The organism is Prevotella sp. C0209C1, from assembly GCF_056583855.1.
In genome coordinates this window covers 70,473-94,897 of record NZ_JBWPJP010000003.1, presented here as the reverse complement: position 1 = coordinate 94,897, position 24,425 = coordinate 70,473, and the positions used below count along the sequence as shown (strand labels likewise).

Here is a 24,425-nt window from a genome sequence, read left to right as displayed (position 1 = left end):
TAATAGTATCTTTGTATGTACTAATAATTAGCATCTTTTGCAAAAATAGTAATTAAAATGGATATCAACAAAAAAAAGATAAGCAATATTGCCAGCAAGTTTCGTCGCTATTTAAAATTGGAAAAGGGATATTCTGAACATACTATTGATGCTTATATGCGAGATATTGAAAAGCTATCTTCTTTCCTTGAAGCAGAAAAAATAGACGTATTAGATGTAAGGTTAGAAGACTTGGAGCGTTTTACAGCATGTATGTCTGAGTTAGGTATAGGGGCAAGGTCGTTATCACGTGTGCTTAGTGGAATACGCCACTTCTATCGTTTCCTTATTTTAGATGGATATTTAGAGATAGATCCTACAGAATTGCTTGAGTCTCCCAAACAGCCAAAACATCTTCCTGAGGTGCTTTCTACGGCGGAAGTAGATATTATTCTAAATAGTATAGATTTAACTAAGTGGGAAGGGCAGCGTAATAAAGCTATTATAGAAGTGTTGTTTTCGTGCGGATTGCGTGTATCGGAACTAACATCTTTAAAAATCTCTAATTTATATTTTCAAGAGCAGTATGTCAGGATAATGGGAAAGGGCTCTAAAGAGCGGTTGGTTCCAATATCTCCTCGTGCAATAGAAGAACTTAATTATTGGTTTTTAGACCGAAGTCAGATGAAAATAAAGGAAGGAGAAGATGATTATGTTTTTCTAAATAGGCGCGGTAGCCACCTTACACGCACAATGATTCTTATAATGTTAAAGCGTTATGCTTGTGCTGCTGGCATAAAAAAAACAATATCTCCTCACACTCTTCGTCATTCTTTCGCTACTGCATTACTGGAAGGAGGGGCAGATCTTCGTTCTATTCAAGCCATGTTAGGTCATGAAAGTATTGTTACTACAGAGCTTTATACTCACCTTGATACTACTTCCTTACGACAAGAAATACTTAATCATCACCCGCGTAATATCCGCTATAGAGAGGAGCATGGCTTATAGCTGGGTTATCTTTTTTTTAAGTAAAGCTATGCTTTATAGTAGGAGTGGGTTATTGTTTATATATAAATAAGTAACAGAATAGTTTGAAAAATAGTCTATTTTTATAGCAAAAATAGATTAAAAATAAAACAAAAATAATCTATTTTTTAAAACAAGAACTTATGTATAAATGTATAAATTGCTATGTTATACTGTGTTAGATGTCGTTTTTTGCTATTAAACAAGCAGTGTTTAGTCTTGTAACAGTTTTCTTAATTTTATATATTTATTTATCTGTGGCAATAGTGTTTGTGGCGGTGTTAAGGTAAGAAAATGGTAGTTTTTTATATACTAAGTGTTGTAGAGTTTTAAGACTAATAGTTAATTAATTATAAAAAATAGGAGGATTGGTGCTGTAGTTGTGTTTTCACATCATTTAAATTAGTACCTTTGTAGTCCGATTATTATGGGGATTTTCTTAGAATCCCGTACGTAACATGTTAATAGCATGGTTTTTGGCCGAGCTGTGTGGTTAGGTAAAGCATGTGCGTGAGTTAATAAAAACGTTTTTTAGTAGTAAATTTAATTAAAAAAATGAACACTTTAAGTTACAAGACTATTTCCGTGAATAAGGAAACAGCTAAGAAAGAGTGGGTTGTAGTAGATGCTACCGATCAGGTAGTAGGTCGCCTTTGCTCTAAGGTAGCTAAATTGCTTCGCGGTAAGTACAAGCCCACTTTTACTCCTCATGTAGATTGTGGAGACAATGTTATTATCATTAATGCAGAGAAGGTGGTTTTCACTGGTAAGAAGGAAACCGACAAGGTTTACACACGTTACACTGGTTATCCAGGTGGTCAGCGTTTTAATACTCCTGAGCAGCTTCGTAAGCGTGATAACGGTATTGATAAGATTCTCCGTCATGCAGTGAAGGGTATGCTTCCTAAGGGTATTTTAGGTCGCCACTTGCTTAACAATCTTTATGTTATCAAGGGTACTGAATTAAACGGTTTAGAGGCTCAGAAGCCTAAGGCTATCGATATTAACCAGTATAAATAATATAGGAGAAAGATGGACGTAATAAACGCAATTGGTCGCCGTAAGAGTGCAGTAGCTCGAGTTTACCTTTCAGAAGGTACCGGTAAGATCACAATTAATAAGAAAGATATAACAGAGTTCTTCCCATCAGCTATTTTGCAGTATGTAGTAAAGCAGCCATTGGCATTGCTTGGTGTTGAGGGGCAGTATGATATTAAAGTAAACCTTAACGGTGGTGGCTTTACAGGTCAGAGTCAAGCTCTTCGCCTTGCTATTGCTCGTGCTTTAGTAAAGGTAAATGCAGAGGATAAGAAGGCATTGAAAGATCAGGGCTTCCTAACTCGTGATAGCCGTGAGGTAGAACGTAAGAAGCCAGGTCAGCCAAAGGCTCGTGCTCACTTCCAGTTCAGCAAGCGTTAATATTTTACAGGCTTTTAGTCTGTTAATAAAAACGTTTAGGTTTAGTATCTAAATCGATGCGATTCCTTTTTTAAGCGACTACCCATCGATTGATTCTAACAAAGCTTGGTAAAGCTTATTTACCACGAAAGAATTAAACAGAATGTAAACAAAGAAATAAAAAGAAACATGTCAAGAACAAATTTTGACCAACTATTGCAGGCAGGTTGTCATTTCGGGCACCTTCGTCGTAAGTGGAATCCAGCTATGGCTCCTTATATATTTATGGAGCGTAACGGTATTCATATTATAGATCTTCATAAGACTGTAGCTAAAATAGATGAAGCTGCAGAAGCTCTAAAAGGTATTGCTAAGAGCGGTAAGAAGATTTTATTCGTCGCTACTAAAAAACAATCTAAAGAGGTAGTAGCAGATAAAGCAGCATCTGTTAATATGCCATACGTTAATGAGCGTTGGGCTGGCGGTATGCTAACTAATTTCCCTACTATTCGTAAGGCCGTAAAGAAAATGACGAATATCGACAAGTTGATGAACGATGGAACCTTCTCTAATTTGTCAAAACGCGAGCTTTTGCAGATTTCACGTCAGCGTGCTAAGCTTGAAAAGAACTTAGGTTCTATATCAGATTTAACTCGTTTACCTGCTGCATTATTCGTTATTGATGTAATGAAAGAGCACATTGCTGTTAAGGAAGCTAATCGTCTTGGTATCCCTGTGTTTGCTATTGTAGACACAAATTCTGATCCTAAGAACATCGATTATGTTATCCCTGCTAATGATGACGCTAAAGATTCTGTAGACGTTATCTTAACAGCTTGCTGTAGCGCTATAGCAGAAGGGCTTGAAGAGCGTAAGGCTGAGAAGGCTGATGAGAAAGCTGCTGCAGAGCAAGCTGAGCTTGCTGCAGAGGCAAAGCCAAAACGTGCTGCTCGTAAGATAAAAGAAGAAGAAGCACCAGCTGCAGAATAATAATAATATATATATGGGTACTGGTGAGTGCTTTACAGTAAGTATTATAGCTGTATTATCATTCACCAATGCCCATTTTTGTAAAATATAAAAAAGGAGAAAATACAAAATGGCAGTATCTATTGATGATATTAAGAAGCTCCGTGCAATGACAGGAGCTGGTCTTGCTGATGTAAAAAAGGCATTAACAGAGGCAGAAGGCGATTTTGATAAGGCTAAGGAGTTACTTCGTGAGCGTGGTTTAGCTATAGCAGCTAAGCGTTCTGATCGCGAAACATCTAACGGTTGTGTGCTTGTTAAGCAAGATGGCGATTTCGCAGCAATGGTAGCCGTTAAGTGTGAAACTGATTTTGTTGCTAATGGAGCTGACTTTGTAGCACTTGTACAAGAAATACTTGATGCTGCAGTAGCTGCAAAAGCTAAGAGCCTTGATGAAGTGAAAGCTCTAAAACTTGCTAATGGCGAAGATGCAGCAACTGCTGTTCAGCAGCGTTCTGGTGTAACAGGAGAGAAGATGGAGCTTGATGGTTATAACTATATGGAAGGTGCTAATGTGTCTATTTATGACCATATGAACAAGCATACTCTTGCCACTATGGTACAGCTAAATGACGCTAATGAAGAGGCTGGGCACAAGGTTGCTATGCAGGTAGCTGCAATGAAACCAGTAGCACTTGATGAGGCTTCTGTTTCGCAGGCACAAAAAGACGAGGAATATCGTATTGCTGTAGAGAAAACTAAGGAAGAGCAGGTAGAAAAAGCTGTAGTAGCTGCTATTAAGAAAGCTGGTATTAATGCTAACTTGGTAGATAGTGATGATCACATTGAGTCAAATATAAATAAAGGCTGGTTAACACGTGAAGAGGCTGACAAGGCAATAGAAATTCGTAAGACAGTAGGAGCAGAAAAAGCAGCTAACCTTAATGCTACGATGATAGAAAATATTGCTAAGGGGCGTTTAGCTAAGTTCTTTAAAGAAAACTGTTTGGTAGATCAGGAGTTTCAGTTTGCTGAAGGTGATAAGATCAGCGTAGGCAATTGGCTTGAAGCACAAGCTAAGGGCTTGAAGATCTTAGGATATAAACGTTTCTCTCTTGCTGCTGATTAATTTTTAATATAGCATAAATAACGTAACAGAATCTCTGTTGAGATTGAAAAATACGGAGTTATAGGACGTTATCGAAGGTTCCTATAGCTCCTTTTTTGTTTATTATTACTTTAAGGTATGAAGATTTTTGCAGTCGAAGATAATTATTTACATAATAATAATATATCGCATGATGATATAATAAAGGTAGATAGTCCTGTTATTTTTTTTAAAGCCGACTCGTCTTTATTAAAGGATAATAAGCCTTTTTTTATCCCAGATAATCTTGGAAGCATAGAATATGAGGCTGAATTGGTTGTACGAATAAATAAGTTAGGTAAGACTATACCTGAACGTTTTTCACCTCGCTATTATGATGCGGTAACTCTTGGTGTTGATTTTACAGCCAGAGAACTGCACGAAAAATTAAAGAGCAAAGGATTACCATGGGAGCTTTCTAAGAGTTTTGATGGTGCTACAGTAATAGGTGAATGGATACCAAAGGATAAGTTTCTTGATGTTCAACGACTTCATTTCCATTTAGATGTTAATGGTAAAACTATTTATGAAGGAAGTACTAATGAAATGTTATATAAAATAGATGCATTAATAAGTTATATTAGTAGGTATTTTACACTTAAAACGGGAGATATTCTCTTTACAGGTAGTCCGTCAACAGGAAGAGTAGCTATTATTAATGACCATTTAGAAGGGTATATAGAAGATAATAAGGTATTAGATTTCAATTGTAAATAAATAATCTTTTTTGGTATTTATAACTAATAAAAAATATTATAATATTACTGTATATGATAAGGGTAGGAATGGGATATGATGTCCATCGTTTAGTAGAGGGACGCAAACTTTTCTTAGGAGGAATACAAATAGACCATAGCTTAGGTTTATTAGGTCATAGCGATGCTGATGTTTTAATACATGCTATCTGTGATGCTTTGCTTGGTGCTGCCAATTTACGTGACATAGGATATCATTTTCCAGATACATCTGATGCAACTCTTGATATGGATTCAAAGATTATCCTTAATAAAACCATTAGTTTACTTCATCAACATGGATACCGTTTGGGTAATATAGATGCTACTATTTGTGCTGAGCGACCTAAGATTAATCCGTATATTCCTGCAATGAAAGAATGTATGGCTTCTGTAATAGGTTGCGATATTGATGTTATATCCATTAAAGCTACTACTTCAGAAAAGATGGGTTTTGTAGGAAGAGAAGAAGGTATTGCTGCTTATGCTGTGTGCTTAATAGAGAAGTAAAGCTGTAAGAATATTTAAGAAGTTATTCTTTATATAAGCAGTTATCAGTATTTATCCCTAAGAATAATATGTCTTTAGTAAAAAAAGAACTTCTTTTTCATATAATGAAGGTTGTCTTTATAATATCAAAAGACAACCTTATTATGTTTTTATTTATATTAAGTGGTTTAAGTTTTATATGCAACCAAAACTTAATGTAACAGTTTGACTTGTTTGAACAGGTCTTCCTCCTATAGTCGCTGGTTCCCAATTAGGCATTTGAGAAAGTGGTTTTTGCTTTATATTGATATATAATTGTGATTTTGTACTCATAAATCTAACAGCTTCAGCCTTATATTTCGCTATCTTTTTTTGTATAAATTCCTGCTGTTTTGCTATCGACATTTTTTCGTATTTTGGACCGTTTGCTTTAATATTATTTACTTCTATAACATGCGCACCTATTACTTGACCGTCAAACATCACTGTAAATTGTACCACAACATCAGCCCTTACATTTGCATTTTTATTGCTATGCACGCCTATAAGATTTTTCTTTATAAAGTCTTCAAAGGCTTTTTGCCCACCTTTAAATTGTGCTTTTGGTGTGTTAGTGTTAAGTCTTTTAGAGGGATTGATACTTTCTAATGCTTCTTTTAGATGGTTTATATCAGTAGTAGCGAAAACAATCTTCCCATGAGGGTCAATTAGGTACATTGTCGGGATCCACTTTACATTATAAAGTTTATCAATATGTGTATTCTTTTTCCATTTCTTTAGTTCGCTTACTTGTGTCCATGGCATCTGGTAAGTGTTCCAATATGTCTTTGCCCACTGCTCTTTATCAGTATCAAAAGATATTCCAAGAAAGTCTACTCCTTGCGTGGAATATTTATTGTAAAGCTCTTTTATAGCAGCTATATCTTTCCTACAGTCAGAACACCAGCTAGCCCAAAAGTCTATAACAAGGTATCTTCCTCTAAAGTCGCTTAATCTTATAGTGCGATTATCGTATGTTTTTAAGCTAAAATTTGGAGCCATTGTGCCTACTTTAAGTAGGTCTTTTGTATAAATAGCATCAGTTTTTGTATGTTGTATATTAGTATTGGTTTGTGCATTTGTTCTCCCAAAACATAATATAAGAATACTTACTATGGCTAATAAACTTTGTTTCATATTGTTAAATCTTTGTTTTCGTTTTATAATATGTATATAATAATTTGAAAATCATATTGTTTGCAAATATACTATCTTATTCCCAATAAAACAAGAGGCGTCTTTATATTTTCTCAATAGTAAGTGTTTGATCACAATAATCTACTACTGCAAGTCGGTGAGTAATAAAAATTATCGTTTTATTGTGATTAGTTAGAATGTTTTTAAGTAGCTGTTGTTCGGTTTCTGGGTCAAGAGCTGATGTTGCTTCATCAAAAATCATAATGCTTTTGTTCCTTAATAATGACCTTGCTATAGCTATTCGTTGTGCTTGTCCTTCACTTAATCCACCACCATGTTCGGAGCATACGGTGTCAATACCTTTAGGTAGATCGAAAACAAAGTCTGCGCAACTTGTTTTTAATGCATATATAATTTCTTCTTCTGTTGCATTTTCTTTGCCCAATTTAAGGTTTTCACGAATTGTTCCGCTCATAAGTGTGTTGCCTTGAGGCACATATACAAAATTAGTGCGCATTAATGGGCTAAGTTGTAAGCATTCTTTTTTATTATATAGTTCTATTGAGCCTTCGGTAGGGGTTAGTAGAGCTAAAAGCATTCTTGTGAGTGTAGTCTTTCCTGCTCCTGTTTCTCCTAATATGGCAGTACAAGAACATGGTTTAAAATCGAAAGAAAGTTCTTTTATAACAGGTGTATCAGCATCGAAGAATTGATATGAGATATTGTTAAGTCTTATACCGCAAGGGGCTTTTAGCTCAATACTATTACCTTGTTTTTCAAGAGGTACTTCTTCTAACTCTATTAAACGTTCAGCAGCAGTTAGCACAGAAACAAAAGAAGGTATAAGGCGCATAAGTTGTCTTGCAGGAGATTGTATTTTGTTTACTAACTGTAAGAATGCTGTCATGCCACCAAAAGTGAGTGTACCTTCATACAAACGTAAGGCTGCACATGCAAAAGCAAAGAGATAACCTAATACAAAACCAAATTGTAGAATTGTGCTAGAGAATATTGAAAACTTTGTTTTTTTTATAACTTTATTGCGTAATTCGCTTTGTGTAGTTTCTAAGCGATTGATAATAAAATCATCTCCTTCTAATGTTTTTATCAATATTCGATTTTGAACACTTTCTTGTAAAACGCTTTGAACCTTAGAGTCGGATATTCTAACATCGCTCACTAAGAGTCGCATCTGTCTTACATATATCCTACTAAGTAAAACAAATAATGGTATCATAAACACTATAGTGCTTGCTAAACGCCAGTCCATAAGTGCTAAATATATAAAAGCTCCGATAAAAAGTGTTAGTGTGGATAAAGAATTAGGTATAGTTTCAGTAAGAAATGTAACGACGTTAGTTACATCAAATTCTAACCTATTTAGCACATCTCCACTATGATGACAGTCTTTTCCTTTCCATTCTGATCGCAACATTCTATCTAATAACTGTTGCTGCATTTTGTTTTGTGCTTTTATACCTAATAGGTTTCTTACCCAAAGTGATGCTATGTTTAATCCGAAATTAGATAAAAAGAGTAGTCCTAAGGTAATAACAGCTAAAGCTATGCTACCTTTTTTTACATGCGAAGATACGTCTATAGCGTGTTGCATAGCCCAAACTATAGATAGTGATATTATAACTTCTGATAATCCTATTGCTGCATTTATAATAGCTTGCTTGCGGTTTCCTTTCCAAGCAACCCACAACCATGCGTAAATATCTTTGGTAGAATATTTTGTTTTTGGTATTTTAAACAAACTTTTTATCTTTTCTTTCATCTTGGAGGAATATGTGCGATACTATTTTAGTTAATGAAACGTAGTTCAATCATTAATATTTTTTTCTTTTAAAGATTTACTGTATAATTGTCTTGTATCAGCTCCCCACATTAGTTTTTCACGTAAAGTATTAAAGAAAGTATTGTTTTCGGTCTTAATTATTTTTACTTTATGGTTAGCTTTCTGTATGGTTAGCGTTGTTCCTTCTTTCATTTTAACAGATCGTCCATCAATAGCTACCAAAAAGTTATGACTTCTGCTTTCTACATCTAATCTTATTTTCGATTCATCACTAACTACTATAGGACGCATATTTAAGCTATGTGGTGCTACGGGAGTTATGCTTAGCGTGTTAGTTTGTGGTACCATGATAGGTCCACCTATAGATAGTGAGTAAGCTGTAGATCCTGTAGGGGTGCTAATTACTAATCCATCAGCGAGGTAAGATGTAAGAAATTCTCCATTTATTTCTACATGAATAGATATCATAGAAGCTATATCGCGTTTTAATATAGCTATGTCGTTTAATGCAAAAGGATTAAAGATGACGTCTTTTTCATTGCATTTTAGTCTTATTACAGACCGTTCTTCTATTATAAAGTTGTTAGCGTAAATACTGTCAATAGTGCTGTTTAGCTTTTCTTGTGATATGTTAGCAAGAAACCCTAAGCGTCCCATATTTACTCCAATTATAGGTATTTGAAGGTTTCCTACGCGTCCAGCAGCTTTTAAGAAGGTTCCGTCACCACCTAAAGATATTATAAAATCAGCTTTAAAGTTAATTAAGTCGAAAGGTGTAACCTTATTCTTTATTTTTGTATTTAAGCTGTAATCAATGAAGTTAAGGTATTGCTTTTCAATGTATATGATAGCATTATAGGAAATGAGCTTCTCTATCAACTGATTTATCCTTGTAGGATTAGAAGCTCCAGACTTGCTGCCGAATATAGCGAAAGTAAGTTTTTTATCTGTCATAAAAAGCTGTTATTTTATAAATCTTTAGACTTGCTAATACCCCTAAATCATGAATATTTAGTATATTTGCAAGAGATATTACATACAAAAGTATAATTTTTTATTGAAAGTTTAATATTAAAAAATAAATATTATGGCAAAAGTTTATGAGTTTTTAGCAACAGGCTTCGAAGAAATGGAAGCTATTGTGCCTGTAGATGTTTTCCGTCGTAGTGGTGTTGAGATATCTATGGTAAGTGTTACAGGTAGTAAGGTGGTAAAATCTGCACGTGGTGTAGGTATTGAGGCAGATGTTTTGTTAGAGGAAATAGCGAGCTTTGATGATGCTGACATGTTGCTTTTGCCTGGTGGTGTTTTAGGTGCTAACAACTTAAAAGAGCATAAGGAGGTACGTAAAATATTGCTTAAGCAGTTTGAAAGTGGAAGATTTTTAGGTGCAGTATGTGCAGCTCCTTTAGTATTTGCTTCTATTGGCATATTAAAAGGTAAGAAGGCAACAATCTTCCCAGGTATGGAAGATAGTCTTATTAATGGTGCAGAGCCAACGAGAACATTGGTTCAGGTAGATGGAAATGTTATAACAGGGGCTGGTCCTGTAGCTGTTTTACCTTATACTTATGAGCTGTTGAGCCATCTTTTACCAAAAGAAGAGGTGGAAAAGGTTAAGAAAGCTATGTTATACGACAGAGTGTTAGCTGGCACAAAATAGCTTTTATGGAAAAATATGCTATTATAGTAGCAGGTGGGAAAGGTCTGCGCATGGGTATGGAAGTGCCAAAGCAATTTCTGCCCGTGGCAGGTTTACCTGTTTTAATGCGTACTATACGGTGTTTTCGCGAATATGATCCACAAATAAAGGTAATCCTTGTCTTGCCCAAAGAGCAGCAAGAATATTGGCATGACTTATGTTTGAAATATAATTTTTCAGATTATTACGAATTAGCTACAGGTGGATCTACTCGTTTTCAGTCGTCTAAGAATGGTTTAGATCTTATCCCTGATGCTGCTAAAGGCTATGTAGCTATTCATGATGGGGTGCGTCCTTTTGTTTCTAAAGAAACTATTTTGAGATGTTTTAAAGCAGCCCTTACTTATAAAGCAGTTATTCCTGTGTTGAAAGTTACAGATACTTTACGATATGTTTCGGTAGATGGTAGTTCGGAAACAGTGCCAAGAAGTAGCTATTGTTTGGTGCAGACACCACAGGTTTTTGATATATCTGTTATTAAGAAAGCCTATTGTCAAGATGAAGATAGCAGGTTTACTGACGATGCAAGCGTAGTGGAAAGTATTGGGCAAAGGGTTAAAATGGTAGAAGGAAATAGGGAGAATATTAAGCTAACTACACCTTTTGATCTTAAGATTGCTGAAAAGCTTTGCTGCGATAAATAATATATATATAAAAGTAGTATAAATATTTTGTTAGACATACTCGATCAAGACATTATGTATTTGCCCGGTGTAGGGCCTCGGCGAAAGGATATACTAAGTAAAGAACTTGGTATAAATACTTATCGTGATTTGTTAGAATATTACCCATATAAGTATATTGACCGTACAAAGGTATATCTTACTTCGGAGTTGTCGTTAGATATGCCTTTTGTGCAGCTTAGAGGTAAGATTCTTAGTTTTGAAGAGTATGATATGGGAAAACGAAAGAAACGCATAGTAGCACACTTTTCTGATGGTCATGGTGTTTGCGATTTGGTATGGTTTAATGGCATACAGTATATATATAAAAATTATAAAATAGGCAAAGAGTATGTAGTTTTTGGTAAGCCAGGGTTTTATAATGGTCGTTTTCAGTTTACACATCCTGACATTGATGATGCATCACAATTGCAGTTAAACGATATGGGTATGCAGCCTTTTTATGTTACAACAGAGAAAATGAAGAATGCTTCGCTTAGTTCGCGAGCTATAGAAAAGCTAACCAAAACACTTATTTCTAAGCTTGTTTCTCCGTTAGAAGAAACCTTACCTCCTTTTATTATAAGCCATCTTAACCTTATATCTCGTGATGAGGCTTTTAGAAAAATACATTATCCAAAGACAGTAAACGATACGCAACGTGCAAGAATGCGTCTTAAGTTTGAAGAGTTGTTTTATGTACAGCTTAATATTATGCGCTATGCCAGTGAGCATCGTCGTAAATATAGGGGATATGAATTTAGGCGAATAGGCGAGCAGTTTAATTGGTTTTATCATAACAACTTACCCTTTGCATTAACCAATGCACAAAAAAGAGTTATTAAAGAGATTCGTTCCGATATGGGAAGTGGTAGGCAGATGAATCGTCTTCTACAGGGAGATGTTGGCTCTGGTAAAACGCTTGTAGCTTTTATGTCAATGCTTATAGGTATAGATAATGGTTTTCAGGCTTGTTTTGTGGCTCCTACAGAGATATTAGCAGAGCAACATTTACAGACTATACGTGAGTTTTTACATGATATGAATCTTAATGTGGAGCTGCTCACAGGTATTGTAAAGGGTAAGAGGCGTAAGTCGGTCTTAGAGGGGTTAGTAAACGGAACTATAAATATACTTGTAGGAACGCATGCTATCTTTGAGGATAATGTACATTTTCAGAAATTAGGAATAGCTGTTATTGATGAGCAGCACCGCTTTGGAGTGGCACAGCGTGCGCAGCTTTGGGCAAAGAGCAAACAGCCTCCTCACATATTAGTGATGACAGCTACCCCTATACCACGTACATTGGCTATGACTATTTATGGAGATTTAGATGTTAGTGTTATTGACGAATTACCCCCTGGACGTAAACCTATAGAAACTATTCATAGATATGATGACCAAATGACAAGTCTTTATCATGGCATAAGGCAGCAGGTTAGTAAAGGCAGGCAGGTGTATATAGTGTTTCCTCTTATTAAGGAAAGTGAGAAGAGCGATCTTAAAAACTTAGAAGAAGGCTTTAATACTTTGCTTGAAGTGTTTCCTGATTACCACCTAAGCAAGATACATGGCAAGATGAAAGATAAAGAGAAGGAGGAGGAGATGCAAAAGTTTGTTCTTGGACAGACTCAGATTCTTGTAGCAACTACCGTGATAGAAGTGGGTGTAAATGTGCCTAATGCAAGTGTTATGATAATCCTTGATGCGCAGCGTTTTGGGCTTTCACAGTTACATCAGTTGCGTGGAAGAGTAGGGCGTGGTGCCGATCAAAGCTATTGTGTTCTTGTTACTAATCGTAAGCTGACTAAGGAAACCAAGAAGCGCATTAATGTTATTTGCGATACTAATGATGGGTTTGCTATATCTGAAGCCGATTTAAAGCTCAGAGGACCTGGCGATTTGGAAGGTACTCAGCAAAGTGGCATTGCCTTTGATCTCAAAATAGCTGACATTGCTCGTGATGGACAGCTTGTGCAGCTGGCACGTGATGAGGCGCAGAAAATAATAGAATCAGACCCTGAATGCTCTAAAGAAGAGTATAAGATGTTGTGGGATAGATTAAAAATGTTAAGGAAAAATAATATCAACTGGGCTGCAATATCTTAGTAAATATAGGTTCTTTTCTTGTGAAATGCTTTTAATACCTATGTTTGTATATGTTTTTAAGATGTTTATAATGTGTTGGTAGTGTGTTAAAAGCATCATAAAAACTGTTAAGCTGTAAGAGAATCCACTCATTTTTTTTATCTTTGCAAAGCTGACTTTTACAAGGTAATGTCTTATATAGGTGTGTTTTTTATATTAACCTTATAACTTTACTGAATGATCAGTACCCTTTGATAAATAAAAATAGTATTTTAACTAAGCAATTTTTATGAAGATAAAGAATATTATCAAGTCCACATCCTTGTGCTTTTTATTGGTTTTTTCGAGCCAATCAATAAAGGCACAAGATAAATTAGCAATGCAAGCACCTATAGATCGTCGCGTAAACCCACTTGACACACTTGTTATAAACCGTTTAAAGGAAACAGAAGAATTTGATGCACCAGCTTCTGATCTTTATGATAGTTGGAATAATACCTATGCACATCGTCCTACTACTCTGCCTGAAGTCTATAAGATAGATCTTAGAGGTTTTGTAATGCCTACTCCAAGCCGTGTTATTACAAGTAACTTTGGTCGTCGATGGGGTCGTAATCATAGAGGTTTAGATATAAAGGTCTATATTGGCGATACTATCCGTTCTGCTTTTTCTGGGCGTGTTCGTATGGTAAAATATAATGCTAATGGTTATGGTAAGTATGTAGTTATTCGTCATAATAACGGTTTAGAAACTATTTATGGACACCTTTCGCGCCAGTTGGTACGTGAAGACCAGTATGTGCAAGCTGGTCAGCCTATTGGTTTAGGAGGGAATACGGGGCGTTCCACAGGTTCTCATTTACACTTTGAAACACGTCTTTGTGGTGTAGCTTTAAACCCAGCTTTGTTTTTCGATTTTGCAAATCAAGATGTAACGGGAGATTATTATGTGTTCCGTCGTGGCAACATGTCAAGTGAGTCTGCTCGTGCCACTGCTTTACGTGGTACTAATTCCAGCTTACCTTATAGCAGACAGAACATTCAAGGCAATGGTAATTATCGCACTCGTCCAAAGGCTTATGCCAAAACGAAAGCAGAGGAGTATAATACAGATTATGCCAGCAGAACCCCGCAGGCTACTTATAGCAACGCAAGCGAGCGCTTGTTTTATCATAAGGTAGCAGAAGGAGAAACTTTAGCTTCTATAGCTGAGCTACATGGAGTTTCAGTGGAGCAGATTCGCCGTGCTAATGGTTTGAAAAAGTTTACTCATATCGCTGTAGGTGAGTTGCTAAAGATTAGTAAATAAGAAGCCTTATTTATATAAGAGAGATAGTGTGTAAAGCTTTTTGTTATGCTATTTACCCACTCTCCATTTAGTGATACTTTTTTAATATAGCCTGTAATAGTAGTTGGTAAGAATTTAAAAGTATAGCTTTTTATTGTTTGAAGAAGGTATTTTGTTTAGTAAAAGATAAGACATAAGGACTAAAAATAAGTTATTTTTAGTCCTTTTTTAATCTATTTTTATATCAAAAATAAGTTATTTTTAGTATGTTGGCACTATATATTTTCACCTAAAATATTATTTTTTTATATAGTGTAGTGTGCTTTTTATAGTATAGAAGATTATTCTTATTTGTGTAAATAGGTTACTAACAATTGTATTGTTTTCGTTAAGTTTGGTGTCATTTATAATAAAAAAATGTGGGATAACCTGTTTTAAAGGCTATCCCACAAGGTGTTTTCTCTATTTTAATTTTAGTTGATAGTGATAGTAAAATATTTTATTTTGTTTTGATACTATCTTCCTTAAAGGAGTCTGAAATGCTTTTTCCTAATTTTTTAAAGAACATTTTCCCTCCTTTTTTTATTTCTTTCCCAGCTTTGCTTGCATCTTTCCACTCGCTTTTAGCTATTTTACCTATACCTTTCCCAAACTCTTTTAGTCCGCGTTTTATTTGTTGCTTTCCTGTATTAATATCTTTATACTTAGCTGTTTTTGCCGACTTTGGTGTAGATAATCTTTTTGTGCATACTGTTTTGTATGTAGTAGTAGTTGTGTTTGTTACTTTTTTTGCAGATTTTGTAGTACTGTTATTGTTTTTTGCTATTTGTGTGGCATTGCTTTTAGCACTATTGTTTTGGCTTTGTGCATAAGTATACATACTTATGGTAGTTAGAGCTATGATGAGGGAAGTCTTTAATATGTTCATGTTTTTTTTATTATTTTATTGTGTATATTTTTTATATTTATGTGTATCTATTTGTTTTTATTTATTTTATAAAATGATGTATTAAGAATCTAAGATGGTGTAATGATGTTTTAAAAGTGCCATAGTGTTTGCACATTATTTTATATCGTTCTATTAATGATGCTCTATGGTGTAATGTTGTTTGTCCTTCTTTTAGATAATTAGCTACCACAGTATGTACGTTTTTTATCAATAAGCCGCGGCGCTCTCCTTCTTTCATAACATTAATACACCAATCAATATCTGCAGAATAATGATATTTAGTATTATAGGGCAGGGCTTTGGCAATATCTGTTCGTGCATAAAAGGCTTGATGACAAACAAGCATACCTTCTTTAAACGATTTCCATGTAAGGTTTTCTGGTGGTTCTTTCTGACGATGATACAGAAAGATGCCATCTTTATCAATGATGTCCGTATTGCCATATAATACTGCAGGCATCTCTTCACCATCTCCCGGCTCAGCAATTATAGCCACTTTTTTAAGTGTCTCCACTTTAGGAAATCTATCGCCAGCGTTTAGGAATATGATATAATCGCCTGTAGCTTTTTGCAGTCCTTTATTCATAGCATCATAAAGTCCTTTATCTGGTTCGCTCTGTATTATTATGGTGTGTCCATTGTCGGCCTTGTTAGAAAGTTTTTGATAGTTGAGTGCTATTTGTAAGGTATTATCCTTAGAAGCACCATCTATGATGATATGTTCTATGTGTGAATAGTTTTGCATAAGAACACTGTCTAAAGTAGGTTGCAAAACTTTCTCAGCATTATATGTTATGGTTACAACAGAGAATGTTATCATAATTTATAATTTTTATAAGCTAAAGCTTCGTAATATAGGTTGATATACTGTTCTGCTACATTACGTTCCGAATAGGTATGTATAACCTTTTCTATTGCAGCAGTAGAGAGATGTGTGTAATTAGCATTGTTAAGCACCCACTTAATGCCTTGTGCAAGATCTTGAGGGTTATGTTCCTTTGCTACATAACCATTATGTAAATGGTCTATCATTTCAGGTATTCCACCCACTTTAAAGCTTACACATGGCACACCACACGCCATAGCTTCCATTATAGTGTTAGGCAGGTTGTCTTCTCGTGTAGGTAGCACAAAGACACTTGCAGCATTGTAAACGTCTCTAATATTTTCTTTGTCTGATACATACCCAAGCGGATATGTTGGCAAGCTAAGTTGGCTGGCTATCTCTTCAGCGTGTCCACCAAGTATAGCTATGCAGCTGTTTTTTTTAATTTCCGGATACTCTTTAGCTATGTGGTTTATAGCTTCTATAAAAAGATCCATGCCTTTTCTGTTATCAGTAACACGTTGTGATACAAATAGAATAATATTTTTGTCGTTAGGCAGGTTTAGTTTCTTTCGTGCTTCATGCTTATCTAATGGTTTGAAAAAATGGGTGTCAATGGGGTTAGGTATGCTTTGTATAGTATGTTCTTTTAGCAGACTGCTATGCTTAGCCTCTTTACATAGCCACTTGCTACAGGTTACAAAGTATATGTGCCCTGAATTGTACACTTTGTTTTTTTTTGCCCAAATCTTTGCAGAAAGATCCTTTTCCGACCCGTTAGCTGGCAGTATAGGGCAATGTTGGCAGCTACTTTCGTAGCGTTTACACCTCTTAGGGTAGTGGCAAATAGAGGTAGCAGGCCAGAGGTCGTGCATTGTCCATACGACAGCTTTATCCGAAGTTATGATTTTTTTTATGCTATTTAGCGATAACATTCCCTGATTTATCCAAGCCAAGTGTATTACATCGGATTTTTTAAATATAGAAAGGGAAGTAATATCATTACCTGAATTGGCTATATCTATTTCGAAAAGATGTTTTTTTCTAAAATGTAGGTTAAAGAAGATACAAAGTCGTTCAAAAAGAAAGTAGATTTTTTGTAGGTAGTGTTTGTGAAGTTTTATCACGTATGCATTATCGGTTTCTTTTTCTCTTACAAGCATTTTTGCTTCCACACCCATCTTGTTTAAGGCTTTGAGAAGGCGGTTAGATGCTACAGCGGCACCACCTGTTTGTTCGCTTGTGTTTACAATAAGAATGCGCATAATGCTATATAGTTTTAATTGATGTAGCTATTGTCTGTTAATATGTTTTTATAATTAGGTGCAAACTTACATAAAAAGAGCGAACCTAACAAAGTTATTATATGTGTTTAATGTAAAAAAGACATTTTTGTTAGGCTGTTTATCTTAATTTTTAGAAAGAATAGAGGAGGTAGTGCTTACAATGTTTAAAGATAATAATCATAAAAAAGAGGCAGCATAGGGTAAAAAGCTCTTAAAAACGTTAATAATCGTTTCCAAAACAATGAATATAGTTAAAAAAAAAAAAAAAAACAATACTATAAAAATGTTTTCTTTATATTGGTTGTTTTAAATTTGCAAAAGAAACAAATTTATTTAAATATTACTTAATAAAACCCTATAGTAATGAAAGTAAAGGATATTTTATTTTTGATACTTTTTGTAGTATTTTTTAATGCCTGTACACCCAAAAATATTTATTATAGTACATTTTCCACTACAGCCATAGCTAATAGGGGAATGGGGAAGTATGTTTTACGTGTGCAAGGTATTGGGCAAACATATTATCAAGCTAAGGAAGACGCCATGCGCAAGGCTGTGTACGACGTCATTTTCAAGAACGTCAGCAGCTCGTATGGTGAACATAAAATGATACACCCCATTATTTCTAATCCATTGATAGAGCAGCAGTATTCTGACTTTTTTGATGCTTTTTTCTCTACTGGTGGCGATTATTTGAAATTTGTACACAGGTTACGGTTAGAAAAAGACAAGTTTAAGCCACAAGCGCGACGCGGGGTTATTATGAATGTTATGGTAGATAGAGCTGCATTAGCTAAATATCTTAAAGAAAATCAAATATTTTAAATATAATAGTATTAATCAAATTTCTGTAAAAATGAGAAAAAAGTTACTTTTTGTAGCACTTCTTTTTGGAAGTGTTGTTTCTTATGCACAAGAAGCGTCAAAGGTGCCTACACAGGAAACATTTGACTATAACCGTTGTGCCATCTCTGTAATCTCTATGGGTGGTGGAGCTTTTACACAAGGTATTGACAGCTGTGAGTTTATGTCGGGCAAATTCGACATTAACAAAATACCATGTACGCAAATCGGCGTGGTAGGCAATGAGATTGTTGGCAAGAAGAAGCAGGTGCTTAAAGAAAAAGCAGAAGAGATACGTAAAGAGCTGTTGGCACAGAATGTGGGTAAGCAAGTGTTGGATTATTGGTTGCAATACGATGGCAACGTGTTTAACTCGTCTTTGCTCGCAAAGCGTACACGTTACAACAAAACAGACGCTGATGTGTTGAATGCTAACGTAGATAAGGTAAATACCTTAAATGCAGCAGACAAAAAACTGATAGGCAACTCTTATGTTGTCGTTTTGAGTGATAATGCTGATGGTAAAAGTGTAGATACATATGTGTTTAAGGCTGTTCTTAATGACACTGTTTTAATAGAGGTATGGAATAACTGGCTCGACAAAGATGCTTCTGCCGCAAATAAGAGCTTTTATGATAACCTAAAGGTGGATTTAGAGTTTGTGTATGCTGTAAACAACGCATACGAATCAAAGGATGACAATAAAGCCACTAAGCTTAAAGGTTTGTTCTCTAAAGGAAACAAGGAAGTTTCTCCTGATGACATAGACCCAGTGGCTACATTGAACAGTGCATTAGATGCTTTGGAGCGTAAGATAGACAAGTGGCAGGTAACCAGCACTATATTTGAGGTTAATCCTGTTGCGGCAAAAATAGGATATAAGGAAGGTTTGCGCAACTCTGACCGTTACCGTGTGTTCAAGGTGGTTGAGGACGAGAATGGTAACTTAGAATATAAGAAGGTAGGTTTCGTACGTGCTACTGAAGTCTTTGATAACAGAACCAACGCAATGGGCGAGACCGATTGCAGTAAGTTTTATAAGATATCTGGCAAGACGATGAAAGAGGGTATGTTCTTGAAAGAGAAGAAAGACTTGAAACTCTCTGTCAGCGTGTCAGGTGTGCTTGGAGGATATAACTATGCTCAAGTGGATATAGACTATCTTTTAAAAACTAAGAATACACTTGGCATGATGTATTTTACAGGTATATCTATAGGTTACCATATGGGAAAAAAGATTGTAGAAACAGGTTCTAAAACAGCTGATGAGTTGTTGCGTCCTCATTACATTCCGTTCTCATTGAATGGTGCTGTGGCTATTCACCCAATTCGTATTCTTGAGATTATGCCTAATGTTGGTATAGGTGGCGATTATTGCAGATTGTTGGGCGACACAAAGTCAGACAATGACAATTCTTATAGTAAGCGTATAGCATATTTCGCACATGGTGGCGTGAAAGTAGGCTTGCAGGTGTTCTATCCTATACAGTTGTTCGTGCGTGCTGACTATTCATACAAGTTTAGCCAAGGTGAATGGTATATTGACACGCCTAACCGATTTGGAAAATTGTCTATAGGTGCAGGTGTTAAGGTTAATTTATAAACGTAGATGAGTAAAGTAAAAAAAATATTATTACTCTCTCTTGTAGTATTACTATTTATACCTATAGAAGGGAGATGTAAAAAAATAGATAAGAAAAAATATCTTGTAGAATGGGCAAACTATGAGGTTTCTACTGTTGCAGTGGGACAGAATGGCACCAAGCACCTCAAGGTGTGGGGATTTGGCAAGAATGTCGACAAGGCAATAGAGCAAGCCAAGAAGAATGCGGTGCATGCTTGTTTGTTCAGAGGAATACCTGGTTCAGCCAATGCTCGGGCTACTCCTGCAATATTCTCAAACCAAGGTAACGGACAGGTAGCGATAGATAACTTTGAGTATTTCTACAATTTCTTTGAGGATGCGAAAGAGTATTTGTCTTTTATCAATATTACTACAGATGGTGTTCCTTCAGGCCGAGATCGTAGAGAAGTAAAAAAAGGATATAAGGTAGGTCTGTATGTGCAAGTAATGTACGATAATCTAAGAGAAAAAATGAAAAGAGATGGCATTTTAAAGCAAGGCTCTTCAGGATTCTCTTATTAATATTCTTTCATATAAAGCAATCTATCGCATACGAAAGTTGCGGTAGGTTGCTTTTTCTTTTTATATATAAATATAGGTGTTAATAAAATAATTATTAAGTAATAATGAAAAAGTATTATGTTTTATTTTTAATGTGCTTTGTTTCTATAATAAGCTATGGTCAAGCTAAAAAGCCTAAACTAATGATTATACCTTCAAGATCATGGTGTACTCAGAATAAATTTATGAAGACTTACACTAATTTTGAAGGACAGCAAATAACAGAGCCAGACTATCAAAAGGCATTTGATGAGAATCCTGACATTAGTATGGTGATCAGTGCTATGCAAGACTTTATGATTAAAGAGAATTATAAGGTTGCGGATTTAAAGACTATATTAGCAAAGATAAAGTCTCGATCAGCACGCGACAACATGACTACTGCTGGTGGTGGCTTGCAACAGTCAGCTCTTGATTTGCTCAATAAAACAGCAAAAGCTGATATCAATGTAGAGCTGTATTATACTATTAAGAAAGATGGTCCATATAAATATGTAGAGTTTAATGTAGGTGCCACAGATGCTTATAGTGATGAACCTATATCGCAAGGTAATATAGGTAGAGGTACTTCTGCTAATAGCACAGAGCTTGTTAATCAGTTAGAAGAAGCAGTATTGAGCTTTAAAGACAAGTTTATTGCTGATATGGATAGCTATTATCAAAGATTGTTTGAGTCTGGTAGGCATATTGTTGTACGTTTGACATTAGCCAACAATTGCGATATTAATTATGAGAAGGAATATCAAGATAAGGAACTTAGCAAACTGATAGAAGATTGGGTTGCAGCGCATGCCATGAAAGGAAATTACAATATAGATAATAAAACCGAGAACGAAGTATTCTTTGATGAGGTTCGTATACCAATGATTTATACTACTAATACAGGTCAAACAAGAGGTTCTACTGCAGATTGGTTTGGTACGGAGTTGAAAAAATACATAGAAGGAATTACTGGTGTAAAGTGTAAAATTGACGTAGTAGGATTAGGTGAGATAAATATCATTTTAGGAGGGAAGTCATGAATATAATAAAAGGTGTTGGGTTAATGATACTTGGCGTATTTACTTTAGTAAGTCGTGCACAGAATACGCAACAGATAAGTATATCTCCATATATAGATGAAGCAAGTGGCATACCAAATTCTGTTGAAAGTGTAGTGTATAGTAGGTTAGGAAGTATAATTACGTCCTGCGGCTTTGCAAATGCATTCAACCAGCGTTTTGTACTTGTTCCAAAAGTAAGTGTAGTAACAGAGGATATAACTGATACGGCTCCAGTGATGTTTGCTTATACTTTAAATATCAATTTGTGTATTGGTGATGGAGTTGCTGGCACACTTTTTTCATCTAAAAATGTAGAGGTTAAAGGTGTTGGAGTATCAAAAAGTAAAGCTTTTATACAGGCTTTTAGTATGCTAAATGGTCGCAATGCAGAGCTGAAAGATTTTGTTGAGAAAGCTAAAGCAAAGATTTTATTGTACTATCAATTAAAGGGTGCATCTATATTGCAACATGCTAAAATGCTGGCTGATAGACAAGAATTTGAAGCTGCAATATGCGAATTAGAAACTATTCCTTCAGTATGTGAAGATTTATATACACAAGCTAATAATTTTATGCAGAGTATATATAAAAAGATGCTGAATCAAGAAGGTGAAAGAATGTTGGCAAAAGCAACTGCAATATGGAATGCTTCTCAAGACAAAGAAGCTGCTATGCAAGCTGGAGAACTACTTTCTCAAATTAATCCTCAATCGGCTGCATATGAAAAAGCTAAAATACTTTTTGCTTCTATAAAGAAAAGGATAGCTGCCATTGACGCAAGAGAATGGAAATATACCTTGCAAGAACAGCGTAATGAATATGCGTTAGAAAAGTATCGTATCTCTGCTATAAGAGCTATTGGTACGGCATGGGCAAAGAATCAGCCTAAGGTGATTTATCATGTAAACAACTGGTGGTAATATGAGTAGATTTATAAAGAAAAGGAACTAAGTGTGTTGTATTTAGTAAAAACATAACAGAAATAAAGTAATTGCATAGAGATAATTGTTTCTATGCAATTTCTTTTTTATAGATAAAGGTTGTTGGTATTTTATTTTAAGAGTTATAGTATAAAAAGAATTTTATAGAAAATGGAATTAGCTTATTAATATTATATGTTTAATATAATATAGAGTTGGGATATGAGAGTGTAACTGTTTAGTGTTTTCGCACACAAAGGTATTTGACTTGTATCAAGAAAGTATGGCTTTTCGATAAAAAACTTTGTAATTTCTTTGTTGTACTATAAACTTCTGCATACCTTTGCATCATCAAAAGGTTAATAGATTGTTTAGGTTAGTAATAATAAATTTAGGTTTTTAGTTATTTTATTTAGGTAAATGTTTAATGGATTGTTCAGGAATAACAAAGGCAACCGTGAGGCTCCCTTTTTAAAAAAGAACTTTTAAAGTATTAAACATACGCAAAACGCCAAAACTCGATAGAGAGCTTTGGTGTTTTTTTTTAGGTGCTTTTAGTACAAGTGTTTTAATATTTAAAAGTATAGGATAAGATCTTTAAAGACTGTAGCAGCATAGCTAAAAGGAAGATGTGTTTATGGTGAGGTTAAAATAAAAATTTGTAGCATGTTAATGTTATGTGAAAGATATAACATAAGAATAAAGGTATAATGATAGAAATTATATTTAAAAACAAAGCAAACATAAAAAAATAGATATAAAATGTATGTATAATATCAAAAAATAGTATATTTGCATTCTTATAATCTATATTTATTATGTTTTATATATTGAAGCGATGTTTTGTTTGGTTACGCCGTATGCGTTACTCACGTGGCTTTGGGGTGCAATCTCCATGGGCATATAAGTTTGTTCGTGAGGTAATCAATAATCATACACACTATAACAAATATGACACATTGAAGCAACAAGTATTTGGTTTAGATAAGCGTAAACGCAAATTGTGTAGATTTTATTATAGAATGGCAAGGTTTATTAACCCAAACCATATAATAGATTTTTATCCAGATAGTACAGCTTATAAGGCTTATTTTATGGCAAGTTCTCATAAAAAACCTTATTTATTAGTGAGTAACCGAACAAGTAAGGAGCAGCTCCACTTATTTATAAAAGAGCTAACAGCCAAAACAGTTCTTGTGCGTATTACTTTAGAGGGTTATTATGAAGAGTTTATAAATAATATTTTATCCAGTTTATCAGCAACTTCTGTAATTATACTTGAGCATATTCATAAAGATAAATATACTACACATTACTGGGAACAGATTATAGCTGACAGTAGGATAGGAGTATCGTTCGATCTTTATTACTGTGGTGTGCTTTTTCTGAATACAAAAATGTATAAGCAAAATTATATTATCAACTTTTAATCGTAAAGTTAAAAAGAAGATATAAGATTATTTGTGAAAGTAAAAACCTTGATTTTATCTGAAATTCTAAAGTTAGTAATAATTACTTTTTCTGTAAGAAAGATAGTTATATAAATAATAGAAAAAGTATATAAAAAAAGTGGCAAATAACTTGTAAATAGAAATAAAAATATTACTTTTGCAGCTATAAAATAATTATTTAACTTATAATATTATGTATTGGACATTAGAGTTAGCCTCTAAATTAGAAGATGCACCATGGCCTGCTACCAAAGATGAGTTGATAGACTATGCTATGCGTTCTGGAGCCCCTTTAGAGGTACTAGAAAATTTACAGGAAATAGAAGATGAAGGCGATGTCTATGATAGTATAGAAGACATTTGGCCAGATTACCCATCAAAAGATGATTTCTTATGGAATGAAGATGAGTATTAATTCTATAAGGTAAAGTAAAATTTAAAATAATATTAGGGGTTGTTT

The 24,425-nt window shown here is 34.7% G+C and carries 24 protein-coding genes; 18 read left to right on the top strand and 6 right to left on the bottom strand.

Annotated features, from left to right (window positions below):
- Positions 1 to 57: 57 nt before the first annotated feature.
- The 7 genes from xerA to ispF all read left to right on the top strand — a co-directional run bounded on the left by xerA (position 58) and on the right by ispF (position 5,766).
- Positions 58 to 990: a site-specific tyrosine recombinase/integron integrase gene (gene xerA / locus AC1DCD_RS01490; protein ID WP_464639473.1), complete on the top strand. Its 933-nt coding sequence runs from the start codon at positions 58 to 60 to the stop codon at positions 988 to 990.
- Positions 991 to 1,563: 573 nt separating this feature from the next.
- Positions 1,564 to 2,028, top strand: a complete 465-nt coding sequence (gene rplM / locus AC1DCD_RS01485; RefSeq protein WP_008447915.1) for a 50S ribosomal protein L13 — start codon at positions 1,564 to 1,566, stop codon at positions 2,026 to 2,028.
- A 12-nt stretch (positions 2,029 to 2,040) separates the two neighbouring features.
- A complete protein-coding gene (rpsI, locus tag AC1DCD_RS01480) occupies positions 2,041 to 2,427 on the top strand; it encodes a 30S ribosomal protein S9 (protein ID WP_008447953.1) in 387 nt (128 codons plus the stop codon).
- Between the two features lie 168 nt (positions 2,428 to 2,595).
- Complete coding sequence (gene rpsB / locus AC1DCD_RS01475) at positions 2,596 to 3,396, top strand: 30S ribosomal protein S2 (protein ID WP_464639470.1); 801 nt, start codon at positions 2,596 to 2,598, stop codon at positions 3,394 to 3,396.
- A gap of 109 nt (positions 3,397 to 3,505) precedes the next feature.
- Complete coding sequence (tsf, locus tag AC1DCD_RS01470) at positions 3,506 to 4,504, top strand: translation elongation factor Ts (protein WP_008447944.1); 999 nt, start codon at positions 3,506 to 3,508, stop codon at positions 4,502 to 4,504.
- A 117-nt stretch (positions 4,505 to 4,621) separates the two neighbouring features.
- Positions 4,622 to 5,239 (top strand): fumarylacetoacetate hydrolase family protein, encoded by a 618-nt coding sequence (locus AC1DCD_RS01465; RefSeq protein WP_464639468.1) that lies wholly within the window; start codon positions 4,622 to 4,624, stop codon positions 5,237 to 5,239.
- A 53-nt stretch (positions 5,240 to 5,292) separates the two neighbouring features.
- Entirely contained in the window at positions 5,293 to 5,766 is a 474-nt protein-coding gene (ispF, locus tag AC1DCD_RS01460; protein WP_008448038.1) for a 2-C-methyl-D-erythritol 2,4-cyclodiphosphate synthase, read from the top strand.
- A gap of 174 nt (positions 5,767 to 5,940) precedes the next feature.
- Here the strand turns inward: ispF and AC1DCD_RS01455 are convergent, their stop codons facing one another.
- The 3 genes from AC1DCD_RS01455 to AC1DCD_RS01445 form a co-directional block, all read right to left on the bottom strand.
- Entirely contained in the window at positions 5,941 to 6,921 is a 981-nt protein-coding gene (locus AC1DCD_RS01455; RefSeq protein ID WP_464639465.1) for a peroxiredoxin family protein, read from the bottom strand.
- Between the two features lie 103 nt (positions 6,922 to 7,024).
- The gene (locus AC1DCD_RS01450; RefSeq protein WP_464639463.1) at positions 7,025 to 8,701 is read right to left on the bottom strand and encodes an ABC transporter ATP-binding protein; all 1,677 of its coding nucleotides are present in this window, start codon (positions 8,699 to 8,701) and stop codon (positions 7,025 to 7,027) included.
- A 45-nt stretch (positions 8,702 to 8,746) separates the two neighbouring features.
- Complete coding sequence (locus AC1DCD_RS01445; protein ID WP_464639461.1) at positions 8,747 to 9,676, bottom strand: NAD kinase; 930 nt, start codon at positions 9,674 to 9,676, stop codon at positions 8,747 to 8,749.
- A gap of 133 nt (positions 9,677 to 9,809) precedes the next feature.
- On the opposite strand from AC1DCD_RS01445, the gene AC1DCD_RS01440 reads away from it, so the two are divergent.
- From AC1DCD_RS01440 to AC1DCD_RS01425, 4 genes are all read left to right on the top strand, one after another.
- On the top strand, positions 9,810 to 10,385 hold the full coding sequence (locus AC1DCD_RS01440) for a DJ-1 family glyoxalase III (protein ID WP_019035835.1): 576 nt from the start codon (positions 9,810 to 9,812) through the stop codon (positions 10,383 to 10,385).
- 5 nt (positions 10,386 to 10,390) lie between these two features.
- Positions 10,391 to 11,068, top strand: coding sequence for a 2-C-methyl-D-erythritol 4-phosphate cytidylyltransferase (locus tag AC1DCD_RS01435; protein WP_464639459.1), 678 nt, complete (start codon positions 10,391 to 10,393; stop codon positions 11,066 to 11,068).
- 27 nt (positions 11,069 to 11,095) lie between these two features.
- The gene (recG, locus tag AC1DCD_RS01430; RefSeq protein WP_464639457.1) at positions 11,096 to 13,195 is read left to right on the top strand and encodes an ATP-dependent DNA helicase RecG; all 2,100 of its coding nucleotides are present in this window, start codon (positions 11,096 to 11,098) and stop codon (positions 13,193 to 13,195) included.
- A gap of 268 nt (positions 13,196 to 13,463) precedes the next feature.
- On the top strand, positions 13,464 to 14,483 hold the full coding sequence (locus AC1DCD_RS01425; RefSeq protein WP_464639455.1) for a peptidoglycan DD-metalloendopeptidase family protein: 1,020 nt from the start codon (positions 13,464 to 13,466) through the stop codon (positions 14,481 to 14,483).
- 478 nt (positions 14,484 to 14,961) lie between these two features.
- On the opposite strand, the gene AC1DCD_RS01420 is transcribed toward AC1DCD_RS01425, so the two are convergent.
- From AC1DCD_RS01420 to AC1DCD_RS01410, 3 genes are all read right to left on the bottom strand, one after another.
- The gene (locus tag AC1DCD_RS01420) at positions 14,962 to 15,390 is read right to left on the bottom strand and encodes a hypothetical protein (protein WP_464639453.1); all 429 of its coding nucleotides are present in this window, start codon (positions 15,388 to 15,390) and stop codon (positions 14,962 to 14,964) included.
- Positions 15,391 to 15,451: 61 nt separating this feature from the next.
- Entirely contained in the window at positions 15,452 to 16,231 is a 780-nt protein-coding gene (locus tag AC1DCD_RS01415; RefSeq protein ID WP_060932441.1) for a glycosyltransferase family 2 protein, read from the bottom strand.
- Positions 16,228 to 17,502: a glycosyltransferase family 4 protein gene (locus AC1DCD_RS01410; protein WP_464639451.1), complete on the bottom strand. Its 1,275-nt coding sequence runs from the start codon at positions 17,500 to 17,502 to the stop codon at positions 16,228 to 16,230. The genes AC1DCD_RS01415 and AC1DCD_RS01410 overlap by 4 nt, the downstream gene beginning before the upstream one ends.
- Before the next feature lie 384 nt (positions 17,503 to 17,886).
- On the opposite strand from AC1DCD_RS01410, the gene AC1DCD_RS01405 reads away from it, so the two are divergent.
- The 7 genes from AC1DCD_RS01405 to AC1DCD_RS01375 all read left to right on the top strand — a co-directional run bounded on the left by AC1DCD_RS01405 (position 17,887) and on the right by AC1DCD_RS01375 (position 24,380).
- Positions 17,887 to 18,348, top strand: a complete 462-nt coding sequence (locus AC1DCD_RS01405) for a hypothetical protein (RefSeq protein ID WP_464639449.1) — start codon at positions 17,887 to 17,889, stop codon at positions 18,346 to 18,348.
- A gap of 31 nt (positions 18,349 to 18,379) precedes the next feature.
- Positions 18,380 to 19,969, top strand: coding sequence for a hypothetical protein (locus tag AC1DCD_RS01400; protein WP_464639448.1), 1,590 nt, complete (start codon positions 18,380 to 18,382; stop codon positions 19,967 to 19,969).
- 6 nt (positions 19,970 to 19,975) lie between these two features.
- Positions 19,976 to 20,512 (top strand): hypothetical protein, encoded by a 537-nt coding sequence (locus AC1DCD_RS01395; RefSeq protein WP_464639446.1) that lies wholly within the window; start codon positions 19,976 to 19,978, stop codon positions 20,510 to 20,512.
- Positions 20,513 to 20,616: 104 nt separating this feature from the next.
- Positions 20,617 to 21,573 carry a DUF6175 family protein gene (locus tag AC1DCD_RS01390; protein ID WP_464639444.1) on the top strand — a complete coding sequence of 319 codons (957 nt, stop codon included), beginning with the start codon at positions 20,617 to 20,619 and terminating at the stop codon, positions 21,571 to 21,573.
- The gene (locus AC1DCD_RS01385) at positions 21,570 to 22,514 is read left to right on the top strand and encodes a hypothetical protein (RefSeq protein WP_464639442.1); all 945 of its coding nucleotides are present in this window, start codon (positions 21,570 to 21,572) and stop codon (positions 22,512 to 22,514) included. The genes AC1DCD_RS01390 and AC1DCD_RS01385 overlap by 4 nt, the downstream gene beginning before the upstream one ends.
- Before the next feature lie 818 nt (positions 22,515 to 23,332).
- Positions 23,333 to 23,944 carry a hypothetical protein gene (locus AC1DCD_RS01380; RefSeq protein WP_008448019.1) on the top strand — a complete coding sequence of 204 codons (612 nt, stop codon included), beginning with the start codon at positions 23,333 to 23,335 and terminating at the stop codon, positions 23,942 to 23,944.
- 214 nt (positions 23,945 to 24,158) lie between these two features.
- The gene (locus AC1DCD_RS01375; protein WP_004337463.1) at positions 24,159 to 24,380 is read left to right on the top strand and encodes a DUF2795 domain-containing protein; all 222 of its coding nucleotides are present in this window, start codon (positions 24,159 to 24,161) and stop codon (positions 24,378 to 24,380) included.
- Positions 24,381 to 24,425 lie beyond the last annotated feature (45 nt).